Annotated in this window: 12 protein-coding genes and 2 tRNA genes; 7 read left to right on the top strand and 7 right to left on the bottom strand. The window is 45.2% G+C overall.

Annotation, left to right across the window (positions count from 1 at the left end):
• Positions 1-100: 100 nt before the first annotated feature.
• The 3 genes from JGK22_RS18940 (at position 101) to JGK22_RS18930 (ending at position 1,492) form a co-directional block, all read left to right on the top strand.
• Positions 101-1,054 (top strand): asparaginase, encoded by a 954-nt coding sequence (locus JGK22_RS18940; protein WP_293183267.1) that lies wholly within the window; start codon positions 101-103, stop codon positions 1,052-1,054.
• A gap of 214 nt (positions 1,055-1,268) precedes the next feature.
• Positions 1,269-1,345 (top strand) — tRNA-Met (locus JGK22_RS18935).
• Positions 1,346-1,415: 70 nt separating this feature from the next.
• Positions 1,416-1,492 (top strand) — tRNA-Met (locus JGK22_RS18930).
• 230 nt (positions 1,493-1,722) lie between these two features.
• On the opposite strand, the gene JGK22_RS18925 is transcribed toward JGK22_RS18930, so the two are convergent.
• From JGK22_RS18925 to JGK22_RS18915, 3 genes are all read right to left on the bottom strand, one after another.
• A complete protein-coding gene (locus JGK22_RS18925; RefSeq protein WP_293313394.1) occupies positions 1,723-2,919 on the bottom strand; it encodes a transposase in 1,197 nt (398 codons plus the stop codon).
• A gap of 182 nt (positions 2,920-3,101) precedes the next feature.
• On the bottom strand, positions 3,102-3,290 hold the full coding sequence (locus tag JGK22_RS18920) for a DUF2949 domain-containing protein (protein ID WP_293183271.1): 189 nt from the start codon (positions 3,288-3,290) through the stop codon (positions 3,102-3,104).
• A 234-nt stretch (positions 3,291-3,524) separates the two neighbouring features.
• Positions 3,525-3,929: a hypothetical protein gene (locus JGK22_RS18915; RefSeq protein WP_293292900.1), complete on the bottom strand. Its 405-nt coding sequence runs from the start codon at positions 3,927-3,929 to the stop codon at positions 3,525-3,527.
• 584 nt (positions 3,930-4,513) lie between these two features.
• On the opposite strand from JGK22_RS18915, the gene JGK22_RS18910 reads away from it, so the two are divergent.
• Positions 4,514-7,402 carry a PAS domain S-box protein gene (locus JGK22_RS18910; RefSeq protein WP_293203069.1) on the top strand — a complete coding sequence of 963 codons (2,889 nt, stop codon included), beginning with the start codon at positions 4,514-4,516 and terminating at the stop codon, positions 7,400-7,402.
• Between the two features lie 162 nt (positions 7,403-7,564).
• Here JGK22_RS18910 and JGK22_RS18905 read toward each other — a convergent pair whose 3' ends face one another.
• Positions 7,565-8,155 carry a rhomboid family intramembrane serine protease gene (locus JGK22_RS18905; RefSeq protein WP_293190536.1) on the bottom strand — a complete coding sequence of 197 codons (591 nt, stop codon included), beginning with the start codon at positions 8,153-8,155 and terminating at the stop codon, positions 7,565-7,567.
• Between the two features lie 500 nt (positions 8,156-8,655).
• On the opposite strand from JGK22_RS18905, the gene JGK22_RS18900 reads away from it, so the two are divergent.
• The gene (locus tag JGK22_RS18900; RefSeq protein WP_293183279.1) at positions 8,656-9,033 is read left to right on the top strand and encodes a Mo-dependent nitrogenase C-terminal domain-containing protein; all 378 of its coding nucleotides are present in this window, start codon (positions 8,656-8,658) and stop codon (positions 9,031-9,033) included.
• 138 nt (positions 9,034-9,171) lie between these two features.
• On the opposite strand, the gene JGK22_RS18895 is transcribed toward JGK22_RS18900, so the two are convergent.
• Together JGK22_RS18895 and JGK22_RS33310 are read right to left on the bottom strand one after the other, a co-directional pair.
• Positions 9,172-9,438: a DUF4926 domain-containing protein gene (locus tag JGK22_RS18895; protein ID WP_293207080.1), complete on the bottom strand. Its 267-nt coding sequence runs from the start codon at positions 9,436-9,438 to the stop codon at positions 9,172-9,174.
• A 12-nt stretch (positions 9,439-9,450) separates the two neighbouring features.
• Entirely contained in the window at positions 9,451-9,753 is a 303-nt protein-coding gene (locus JGK22_RS33310) for a DUF6883 domain-containing protein (protein ID WP_363319185.1), read from the bottom strand.
• On the opposite strand from JGK22_RS33310, the gene JGK22_RS18885 reads away from it, so the two are divergent.
• Together JGK22_RS18885 and JGK22_RS18880 are read left to right on the top strand one after the other, a co-directional pair.
• Positions 9,752-9,949, top strand: a complete 198-nt coding sequence (locus tag JGK22_RS18885; RefSeq protein ID WP_293207074.1) for a hypothetical protein — start codon at positions 9,752-9,754, stop codon at positions 9,947-9,949. The two genes, JGK22_RS33310 and JGK22_RS18885, sit on opposite strands and share 2 nt — an antisense overlap.
• Positions 9,950-10,768: 819 nt before the next feature.
• Positions 10,769-11,008, top strand: coding sequence for a hypothetical protein (locus tag JGK22_RS18880; RefSeq protein WP_293207104.1), 240 nt, complete (start codon positions 10,769-10,771; stop codon positions 11,006-11,008).
• 42 nt (positions 11,009-11,050) lie between these two features.
• On the opposite strand, the gene JGK22_RS18875 is transcribed toward JGK22_RS18880, so the two are convergent.
• Positions 11,051-12,109 carry an NAD-dependent epimerase gene (locus JGK22_RS18875; protein WP_293207071.1) on the bottom strand — a complete coding sequence of 353 codons (1,059 nt, stop codon included), beginning with the start codon at positions 12,107-12,109 and terminating at the stop codon, positions 11,051-11,053.
• Positions 12,110-12,141: the final 32 nt, after the last annotated feature.

Below are 12,141 nucleotides of genomic sequence, written 5' to 3'. Positions count from 1 at the left end.
GTCGTAGGGGCGGTGCCCCGTGCCCGCCCCGTTGTGACAAGGGGATCAAAACTTCCACGGGCCCCAATCTAAAATCTAAAATCTAAAATCTAAAATTGATATGACAAGGGGAAAACGAACCCAAGCTCCCGAACTCGAAGTCACACTGCTGCGCGAAGGTATTCCAGAATCTAGGCATCGCGCCCAAGCCGCTGTCTGCGACAAGCGCGGCCGCGTTCTTTCCGTTGCCGGTAACTCGGAAACGGCGACATTTGTCCGTTCTTCACTCAAACCTTTTCAAGCTTTGGCTGTGACGGCGACGGGATCTTTAGAGCGCTACGAATTGACCGATCGAGATTTAGCGATTATTTGCAGTTCTCATCAAGGTACGATCGAGCAATCGCGGCAGGTATTTAACGTCCTGTGGCGCTGCGACATTGACCCCTCTAAACTTCAATGCCCCATTCCCGAAGGCAAAAAGAGCGCCCTGCAATACAACTGTTCTGGCAAACACGCCGGAATGCTAGCTGTCTGTCAGCAACTGCACTGGCCGCTGGAAACTTATTTGCGGCGCAAACATCCCGTCCAGCAGCTTATTTTGGGCAAAGTGGCTGACTTGCTGGCCATGCCTGCCGAAGAGTTTATCAGCGCTCGCGACGACTGCGGCGCTCCTACCTATCTGTTGCAGTTGGGGCAAATGGCGTCTTTGTACGCTAAATTAGCCTCCGGTGACAATGTGGATATGGAGCGGATTGTCCGCGCTATGACTCATCACCCGATGATGGTTGCTGGTGAGGGGAGATTTGACACGGAACTGATGCGCTTGACTCAAGGCGAATTGGTGAGCAAATCCGGTGCTGAAGGGGTTCAGTGTATTGGCCGGGTTGGCGAAGGTATGGGTTTGGCAATTAAGGTAACTGATGGAGGAAAGCGCGCTAAATTTGCTGTGGCGATTCACTTGCTCAAGCAGTTGGGCTGGATTACTGCGACGATCGCCGAAACTCTTTCGGACACTTACCTGACTCTCAGCGATTTTAAGCGTTTGGAGGTAGTCGGCGAAGTTTCGATGCTCTGAGTTGTTCCGCATTACAATTCTCTATCTAGATAACCAGATCAAAAATCCCCTCCCCCTCTCCCCCTCTTCCCCTCTCCCCCTCTCCCCCTCTCCCTATCAGATCGACACTTATTCGCCAATTTCAGCAACCCCTACCACAACCTCAAAAGTTTTTTTGATTGAGGGGTTGCAATTTCCAGAAAGATGTGTTTATATTAGAGAGTAGACAAAACGACGCGGGATAGAGCAGCCTGGTAGCTCGTCGGGCTCATAACCCGAAGGTCAGTGGTTCAAATCCACTTCCCGCCACCAACTTGAAACAAGCCCTGCAATCTTTGAGGATGCAGGGTTTGATTTTTGAGAATAGATAGACAGACAGCGACGCGGGATAGAGCAGCCTGGTAGCTCGTCGGGCTCATAACCCGAAGGTCAGTGGTTCAAATCCACTTCCCGCCACCAAATTCAATCGAACAAGCCCCGGCAAACCTAAAAGTTGCTGGGGCTTGTTTTATGCTGTCTGGAGTTATAGCAATAGGGACACAGCAGTGCTGTGTCCCTATCGCATATTTAGATCTTACCCAAAGGTAAAAAATCAACCTCAACCTCAACCTCAACACTCAACCCTATACTTTTATTTAGACGACCGTTTGTTTGACACTCCCCGGCTTGAACGCGCAGGGATTCTTGGTTCAACCAGTCGGCTTGCCCGTTGATGTCACCACCAATGGGTAGAGGTCGGTCTGTCCCCAAGCGTTAATTCCGGTGTGCCCCACCGTATTTAAATTAATTCCTGCACGGGCTTTCAATCCTTTAGCCAAAATATTCAAAGCTGCATTGTGGTCGCGGTCTAACACCGCACCGCACAGGCAAATATGAGTTCTGACCGATAGGGATTTCTGAACGCGATTGCCACAACTTGAGCAATCTTGGGAAGTGTACCCAGGTGCTACAGCAACTACTGTTTTACCGTACACTTTCCCAAAATATTGCAACCATTGGGCAAACTGTGACCACGCTGCATCGCTAATTGATTTGGCAAGCTTATGGTTCTTCACCATATTTTTCACCTGAAGGTCTTCGTAGGCTACGAAATCGTTAGATTTCACTACGCACAACGCCGTCTTGATGGCGAAGTCTTTACGCTGCCTACTGACTTTTAAGTGCTTTCTGCCTAACTTATTTATCGCTTTCTTGCGATTACTCGAACCTTTCTTTTTCCGAGAAACTCGTTTCTGCAACCGCTTTAAAGCTTTTTCACTTTTACGCAAATGCCGAGGATTTGGAACTGTTTCTCCTGTACTATCGGTGTAGAAATGGTTCAATCCCACATCTATGCCAATCGTTTTCCCCGTAGGAACTATTTCTTCTGTTCGCTCTACATTGATGCAAAACTGAGCGTAGTAACCATCGGCTCGACGAATTACTCTGACTCGTTTAATCTCAGTAGGTGCATAGAAGTGCAAGTCTCGACTACCGAGTAACCTAAAGGTACCCGCCGCAAAACCGTCCGTGAATGTTAGACATTTTTTGTCGGTGGAAATCGCCCATCCGGAAGTTTTGTATTCTACGGAATGAGTGTGTTTTTTGAATTGTGGGTATCCTTTTTTTCCTGGTTTCTTAGCTTGGCAATTAGAAAAGAAACGTTGAATAGCAAAAATGGCACGCTCAGCCGAAGCTTGACGCGCCATTGAGTTAAGTTTTCCGGCCCATTCAAACTCTTTCGCCATGATGGCGCATTGTTTGTATAAATCCGATAGCTTAACTCTGGAATTGTCGATCCAATATCTGAGAGCTTTGTTTCGGACAAACTGAGCTGTGCGGATCATTTCGTCTACGATCCGGTATTGCTGTGGCTTGCCTTTTAACTTGAACTCTAGTACAATCATGGAATTATTCTATGACGCTTATGGGCAATTGTAGCTATAAACTTGATTGGAAAGTAATCTTTAGACTTTGAATTCAAGCCGTCCTATAATGACGGGGTTCTAGACCCAATCTTTTGGTAAGCTTTATTTCTCAAAAATCTGGAATCAGATATCCATATTTTAAAATTCGGAATTTTAAATTATTAAGCCGACTGAGTTTCCAGCCAATCAAAAATCAGGTCTAACTGTTCCAAGGTAACTAACCCGTACTGCCACAGAACCATCGGCAGTTGGCCGGCATCTTGTTCATCGTGTCTCAGAGCAACGGCGATCGCAGAATTCGATATCGCCAACTCTCCCCGCAAATAATCGATTAGTTGAGCCTTTCCCATGACCTTCACCGCCAGTTTTATGCGCTATTGTAAAGATACGTATCTAATTGGGATGCGTCTGATGTTTAATAGCCCCAATTGTAGATTGAGAATAAAGACTCTCCTGTGATACAAGCCGCACAAAACTTGTGATAAAATTCAGAGAAACGAGCGATCGCAGTCACAAGAACTCCCAGCCTCAAAAATCGGGCTGTGCGATCGCTCGTTTGCTTGACATCAATTCATTCAAAATTGCTAAAGTCCTAGCTGAAGCTGAACTCCAGCTCCTGTACCACTGTCGTTGGGTTGGAGAGGAACGGGATTTCCTTGGCGCTGGGCGTCGGAAGGAGTAGTGATAAATTCCAATTCGGGGCCGATTTTGAGGCGAAATGTATCCCCCAAGCTGCGCTGCCGAATAGCAGCATTAGCCGCCGTTTCTCGTTCACCAATCAAGTTTTGGTAGTCCGAGTCTACGGTTCTGTCCTCCACAGTTCTGAGGGAATCTCCTGATAAAGTCGTTTCTGAATTTTGGGGCGCTGGTTGCAGCCTTTGTTGGGCGATAACCGCCGGGGTCAAACCGATAAAAATTGAGCTCAGTCCGAGAGCAGTGCCAAGAGTAGCAATAACTGCGTTCATCATCCATGCCTCCGCTAGTTGCATCCTACTATACTTATTCTACCCAGCCGGAATTAAGTTGCGCTCTATCAAAAGTAGCTTGTTGTGGAGATATCAAGTGAATTTATTGTAAATATTTATAACTTGCGATCGCGCTCCGACTCTCAGAAACCTGCTTGTTTAGTGCATCTGGCGGATGCAATGAAGTAGACGCGAGAAAAAAAACAGTTTCTGATGCTGGGAGTGCGATCGCAAACTACCCAATTTCAAATGTAAAATCTCAAATAGTATCAGCGCCTACATTCATTCCAGGAGTGATAAGTAAATCCACCTAATTAAACATAAAATATGAATCAAGCTCAAGCTTGCTGTGTCTGTCTTCTTCCTTCTTCCTTCTTCCTTCTTCCTTCTTCCTTCTTCCTTATACTTACTGCATTAATCTCGATCGCCCTGACCAAGCACGCGATCGCGCTAAGATAACGGTGGCAGTCGTTAAAAATTAAGTTACTAGCGGCAGATTCCCAGTTTTTAACAGCACTCTGCCACAGAAAACGGTCTCATTCAAAATCTGCGCTCATCAGGTTGTACTTTACCGAAACTTTGTGGGTTCGTAATATTTCTGCTTCATCATGCCAATCAGACATCTGAGCGACCATATTTTTAAAATGTCGCGCCAAGTGCCAATTCGCCTCGTCCTTGTAGTGCCTTTTGCCATCCAGACTTTCGCTGCGGTGGGGCTGACGGGGTGGCTGTCCCTGCGCCACGGGCGCATAGCTGTCAACGATGTTGCCGCGCAACTGCGGGCCGAAGTCACATCGCGCATCCAGCAACACATTTATAGTTATATCGAAAGGCCGCACCAAATCAATCAACTGAATCTCGATGCCATCCGTCTGGGTATTTTGAACGTGCAGGATGAAGCCAGTTTACTCAGCTACTTCTCCAAACAACTCGAAACCTTTAATACAATTAGCTACATTCAATTCGGCTCCGAACAAAAAATTTTTACGGGAGTTGAAAGGCTTGACGATGGCAATTTGCAAATTCGGATTTCTAATAAGTCTAGTGGCTATAATTTGCACAGCTACACGCCGTCTAAGTTCGGCGAAGCAACTAAGCTTTTAAAAACTACTCCTAACTACGACCCTCGCACCCGACCTTGGTATGTAGCTCCGGTGCGGGCTGGCAAGCCGACATGGACTAAAATTTATACTTATTTTGACACTCCCAAACTAGCAATTACTGCTGCTCAACCCGTTTACGGAAAGAATAATAAACTGATTGGAATTCTTGGTTCTGATTTGACACTCTCTGATATTCATCAATTTTTGGAAAAACTGAAGATTGGTAAATCAGGACAAACTTTTATTGTCGAAAGGTCTGGAGAATTGGTTGCAAATTCAACTCCAGAAGCGCCATTTATTGTGAGCAAAGGCGTTCCACAACGGATTGGGGCAGCGAATAGCAAAAATGTTCTAATTCGATCGACTGCCCGCTATTTGACACAACGCTTCGGGCATTTGAGCAAGATCGATCGTATTTACCAGTTAGATTTTGCGATCGATGGGAAACGACAATTTCTACAGGTGACACCGCTCTCAGACAGCAAGGGCCTCGACTGGTTGATTGTGGTGGCGGTTCCCGAAGCCGATTTTATGGAAGCGATTAACGCCAACACTCGCTACACAATTTTGCTCTGTTTCGGTGCTTTGGTGGTGGCGACGGCTCTAGGATGTGTGACTTCGAGGTGGATTGTCATGCCAATTCAGCGTCTGAGCAAGGCTGCGGAGGCTTTGTCGCGGGGAGAATGGGACTCAATGGCGGTAGATCCCCGCTTGATGGCGTCTGTAGATCGGGAGGATGAGGTGGGTGTCCTGGCTCGCTCTTTTAATACGATGGCAGATCAATTGGAAGAGTCGTTTACTACTCTCGAAGAGCGGGTGGAAGCTGCGATTGCTGATAAAACTCAATTAATTCGCTCTCTGAAACTATCTCAGGAAAAACTCGCTTTTCACCTCTATCAAACTCCTTTGGGGGCGATCGAATGGAATCTCAATTTTGAAGTTGCGGACTGGAATTTGTCAGCAGAAAGAATTTTTGGATTCAATCGCTTGGAAGCAATGGGACGCCACGGAGTAGATCTCATAGTTCCTGAAAATGCTAAGGAGTATGTCAGGCAACTATCTATAACTTTGCTCACTAATCAAGGAGGAATTAGTAGCATTAACGAGAACATTAGAAAGGACGGCAAAATTATTCTTTGCGAGTGGTACAATACGACTTTGGTTGATGCTGAGGGCTGTATAATTGGGGTGGCATCGCTGGTTCAAGACGTGACAGAGTTTCACCGTGCTGTGGATCAGTTGCGCGCCAGCGAGGAACGGTTTCGCCAGTTGGCAGAAAATATTCATGAGGTATTTTGGATTAGAGAACCGAATCAAAAGCACATAATTTATGTGAGCCCTGCTTGCGAGAAAATATGGAATTTAAGCTATCGGAGTTTGCTGTCACATCCGGAGGCTTTTTGGGATGCTATTCACCGAGACGATCGCGATCGCGTTAAGGCTGCCTTTGAAAAACAGGTGCAGGGGGATTATGATGAGGAGTATCGGGTAGTGCGATCCGACGGTTCAGTTTGCTGGGTGCGCGATCGGGCTTTTCCAGTCCGCAACGAAACAGGAGAAATTTACCGTATAGTCGGCATTGCCGAAGACATTACCCAACGCAAACTAGCAGAAGAATTCCAACAAGTCGCTCAAACCGCTCAAGCAGCCAGCCAAGCCAAAAGCTCATTCTTAGCCAATATGAGCCACGAATTGCGAACTCCCCTCAACGCCATTATCGGTTACAGCGAGATGCTCAAAGAAGACGCCGAGGATTTGGGCTGCGAAGATTTTATCCCAGACTTGCACAAAATTCAAACTGCCGGCAAACACTTGCTATCTTTAATTAGCGACATTCTCGATATTTCTAAAATTGAAGCGGGGCGGATGGAACTTTATTTAGAAACTTTCAACCCGGTTAATTTAATTGACGAGGTAGTTTCTACTGCCGAACCCTTGGTAGAGAAAAAATTTAATAAATTTGAAGTTAATTGTGCTAATGACTTGGGAGTGATGTATGCTGACATTACCAAAACTCGTCAAATATTGCTCAACCTGCTGAGCAATGCAGCAAAATTTACCGAAGGCGGGACTATTACCCTGTCCATTGAAAGAGTTAAACATGACAGCTTAACAACTCAAGAAATAGCAGAACCTTCCGATTTAATAATTTTCCGCGTAGCTGATACTGGTATTGGGATTCCCCCCGAACAAATGCAGCATTTATTTCAAGCTTTTATGCAGGGTGACGCCTCAACTACGCGCAAGTACGGCGGCACGGGTTTGGGATTGACTATTAGCCGTCACTTTTGTTTGATGATGGGCGGTGATATGCAAGTTCAAAGCCAGTTAGGTGGCGGTTCGGTTTTTACTGTGTGCTTGCCGGCGCAAGTAGAATTATTAGTAAGCAGTTAGTCTTACTTTTCGGGACGAAATTGTTAAGCTTTTCTGCATTTAAATTTATTTTTTGGGCTGGCAAGGTACGTTGTTGCGCTTCAGCGCTCATTGCTATAGAAAAGAGCGCTGAAGCGCAACAACGTACCTAAGGTCATAATACGATGCAGCATAAGTCTTATCCTAGTTGATTTGCCGTTTCTGCCGCCCCAAAAGTTGAGCTGCTAATACGCCGCCGACAAAGCCAAAGAAATGCGCTTGCCAGGAAACTCCAGGCTGCGAGGGCAAAACTCCCCAGATTAAACCGCCGTAGAAGAAACCGACAATTAAAGATACCATAATAGACGTAAAACTGCGTTCAAAAAAGCCCCGCAATAGCAAAAATCCGAAGTAACCAAAGATTAATCCGCTGGCACCAATGTGCACGGAATTGGGCGCGCCTGTCAGCCAAACTCCCAATCCGCTGATGAGTACAGTAACGGCACTAACTATAAAAAAGTCGCTTACTTCTTGCAACATTATCAGCCAACCAAATGTCAGAAACGGGAGGGTATTGGCGGCTAAGTGAGCAAAACTGCCGTGCAGAAAAGGCATGAATAGGATGCCTTCAAGTCCGTCGATGCTGCGGGGGCGGACTCCGTAGGAATTCAGCGCGCCTCGAAATATGAATACATCGAGAATCTCAATAATCCAGAGGAGGGAGACGAAGCCGCCGAGAATGGCGACGTGGCTTTGCAATTCGCGGGTGATAGATTTGGTTTCTGGGTTGCTCATGGGTGGTGAGGGCGGTAATGCCGATTATTTATAATTGTAGGAGTTTCTGGCCGATTCACGCTCGGGATAGCTACGATTCACGCACGCAGCGACAGTGGGCGCTGGGTTTCAGGGTTTTTTGCAGCGCCGTGCTTATTTGAAACTATTATAACTTTGATTGAAAATTCCGCATTTTCACGCAGGGAATTATTGACCTCGATGCGTCATTATCGTAGAGGAAGTACAAAAGGAGAGTTAACTGAAGGTTGAAGGTTTAAGGTTTAAGGCAGAGTTTTTACCCCATAGATAAATCCTTGGGCTGGCAATGAGGACACTTTTGCGATCGCACACCGTCTCTCAAAAATAATCAGGAACTACTTTTCTCGGATCAAGTCATTAATTCAAGAAGTTTCATCCGGTAAAGCAAAACGAGCTGCTGTAGGTACTTATTGTAGACAAAATCTCGTACAAGCTCTACAAAGAGTTCTTGGCACCTCGTTGTAAAAGAGGAACAGAGAAATATGAACGTATTTGAGAATACACAGTCCGATCGAATTCTGCCAATTTGGGTATGGCATGGCAAAGAAGAAACCCCTGTTAGTGTCGCTACAAATCCTCAACCTTACGGCCACAAGCCGCGCTTTGACTTGTTGAATCCGCTGAAACAGTGGCTTGACAATAGTGCAATTAAAAGTCAAAAGTTAGCTCGGTTTCTGTGCAAGTTTATTCCCAGCCAGTGTCCGTTTGAGCGGGAAGTCAAAATTTGCGATCGCACTTTATTTTACATTCCGCCGCTGTGCAAGTTAAATCCGCTTTACGAGCAAGTGGTGGGGCTGCGCTTTCGTGCTTTGTGTTATTTGGCCGATGAGTGCGGCGAGGATGTGACTCATTATTGTTAATTCGGAAAAAACTTAAATTTCTAACTCTCTTTTTCACCCTCCCTTCTCCTTGTTGGGGAGGGTTTCTTGTTTGGTGCGGGCGAATCTGGGTTCGGAAGTGCCGCGTAGCTATCCCGATCGTGAATCGCCCTTCTTTACCTAATCTAGAGCCTTCACCTTAATATCAGTTGGTGCGTGCTGAGAATCTCCCCAAATTTCAGGTAGCGGTGTCACCCAAGAAATCGGTACAGAAATCACATCTAAAGTTTCACCATTTTTAAAGACTTCTAAAGTATATCCAGATTCGGGCTGCTTGTTCGTGGGTGGCAGATAATCTAAAACAACTCCTGTGTCCCCTTTCTTTACTGGACTATTAGGAATATCTTGCTTGAGTCTTACCCACTGAAATAATGTTGCTGTTGTCATTGTTGAGCCTCCCTATGACTTGTCAGGATAAAGGGTGATAAATTTAACCATCTCGGATGCCTCATCTTGTTGCCAGATAGTAACAACTTTAACTAATCGATTGTTAGGGCCATACCACTGAATTTTGACTTTAAAGCGAGTACCCCAACCTGTAGAGGTAACTTCTGCCACTTCAGCACCCTCTACAGCTTCCATTATATCTCTCTTGAGAATTTGCCAATTTTCTTGGTTGTAACCCGCTAGAGCTAAATACTCCGATTTATCATCTTTAGGCTGGTAAACAAGTAAGTAGTTTGCGCTCTTCTGGTCTTGAATGAGTAAGTTTGAAGGTATTCACATTAATTGCGCCCTAATCCCTAGCTCAAGCATATCATTGATGAGAAGTGCGATCGCCCTTTCGGAAGCTAATACAGCAGATTTCACATTTGTAGAGGCGGTTCTCAGAGTTCCCGCCCGCGATGATATGAAATGGGTGCATCTGGGTTTTGAAGAGGACTCTCGCATCGCATGACCGCATATCAGTTATTAGTTATAATTTCATATTGACGGAGGTCAGATTTTAGAGGCGACCCCACGGATAAATTCGGGGGAAGAGAGGATTTTAGATTTTCGATTTGGGATTGATTCCACGGATAAATCACGTGGCGGGTACCATCAAGAAATTCTTGGTCATGCTTCGCCCCTACGCACATATTTGTCAAACCAAAATGCACCCCATGAAATTTGCTGCGACGATCCAACGGAGGACTAAAGTCCTTACTACGAACCTATTTGGAGTGACTATCCCTGTCTTCTTCGTCTTCTTCTCTAATATCCTGGAAAATATGCCAAACCAAGCAAACCATACCAATCCCCAATCCTGAAACTGGATCTAACCAGGAGATTAAATTGACGATGCCAAACTCGGTCAATTGTCCAACAATGCAGGTGAATTTGTGATTTTTTACAATAGGTTTGAACTTCATGTCGGTGCTAACAGCGACAGCCCTAAAAGTAAGGGGAAACGCCTTGCTGTCATCGGCGAACCGAGTGCGGGAAACACTACTTCGCTGATACGATGTGGCTGTATTTTAATATCATTTTTACATAATTTTAGTACAAAATTTGTGTTGGTTTGTTTATCTTGGATCGCATATAGCCTTTCTCAGAAAGGTGAGAACGGGGAATAGGGAATAGGGAATAGGGAATAGGGCATAGGGCATAGGGCATACCTCACTTTTTTGAGAACCGCTATAGGTGCGTCGCTATCAGATTGTCGATATGCAAGTCAGAGATTTTGGGTGGCGACGCACCCTACTAACTGCTATCCGATTTCGTAAGGAAAAATTAGATCCTGCTGATTCGTGAAGTTGTACAGGAAGCTATTGCCGCTGGCTATCTAAGTTTGGAAGCGGAAAATCAAATGCAGCATCTTTTTGCCTCAGCCAAGTGGGATTTGGAAGATTTGAATGCTTTTATGAGTTTGCAGTTAGCATCTATGGCTTGTCGCGTCAAACAAGAGTCTTTGGAATTGAGTAATTTGCGCGATTTATCGGAAAAAAATCTTACTCAAACAATAGGGGAACACTAATGCGCTTCAATTGAAAAACGCATTAGTGAATATTTTTTCTGCTTAAATTGTGGCGAGACGATCGCCCTCGGGCGGATATTTGATGTTTGTCACACTTTGAGTGTGCGAGTTGGGGGTTGCACCGCCGTAATAGTCTAAATACCACTCTACAAATTGATGGATGCCTTGTTCTATCGGGGTACTAGGCTTAAACCCTACATCCGCCATCAAATCATCTACATCTGCATAGGTAGAAGGTACATCACCAGGCTGCATTGGTAACAAATTTTTAACCGCTTTTTTGCCCATTGCCGTTTCAACTACTTCAATAAATGCCAGCAATTCCACTGGGGAATTATTGCCAATATTGTAAATTTTATAGGGAACGGTGCTTGATGTTTCTGAATTGGATTGAGGAGGCTTTTCCATGACTCGCACAACTCCTTCAATGACATCATCAATATAAGTGAAGTCGCGCTGCATTTTGCCGAAATTGTAAACATCAATGGGTTTGTTTTCCGCGATCGCCTTTACGAACTTAAAATATGCCATATCCGGTCGTCCCCAAGCCCCATACACTGTAAAAAAGCGTAATCCCGTCATTGGCAAGTTGTACAAGTGGCTGTAGGAATGAGCCATCAATTCGTTAGCTTTTTTTGTGGCGGCGTAAAGCGATATGGGATGATCCACATTATCGCTAACAGCAAAGGGAATCTTGGTATTATTGCCATAAACGGAACTGGAAGAAGCAAAGACTAAATGTTTGATTTTGCTGTGACGACAACCTTCTAAGATATTCAAAAATCCCATTAGGTTGCTGTCTGCATAAGCATGGGGATTTTCCAGGGAATAGCGCACACCAGCTTGGGCTGCGAGGTGGACAACTCGGTCAAATGTTTGATTTTGGAAGAGTTGGGATACTAAAGTGCGATCGCTCAAATCTAACTGCTGAAAAGTAAATTCTGAATGCGGCTGGAGTTGAGCCAAACGCGCTTTTTTGAGATTGACATCATAATAGTCATTTAAGTTGTCTATACCGTAAACCTGTTCACCTTGGGACAATAATCTTTGGGCTAAATGGTACCCTATAAAGCCTGCTGCGCCTGTGACTAAAATTTTCATTGTGGGTAATTGGTGATGGAAATAATTTCAAG

Source organism: Microcoleus sp. PH2017_08_TRC_O_A, assembly GCF_020738665.1.
In the GTDB taxonomy this organism is placed as follows: domain Bacteria; phylum Cyanobacteriota; class Cyanobacteriia; order Cyanobacteriales; family Microcoleaceae; genus Microcoleus.
The sequence above is the reverse complement of the archived record's forward strand: the minus strand, read 5'-3'. Positions and strand labels throughout refer to the sequence as shown.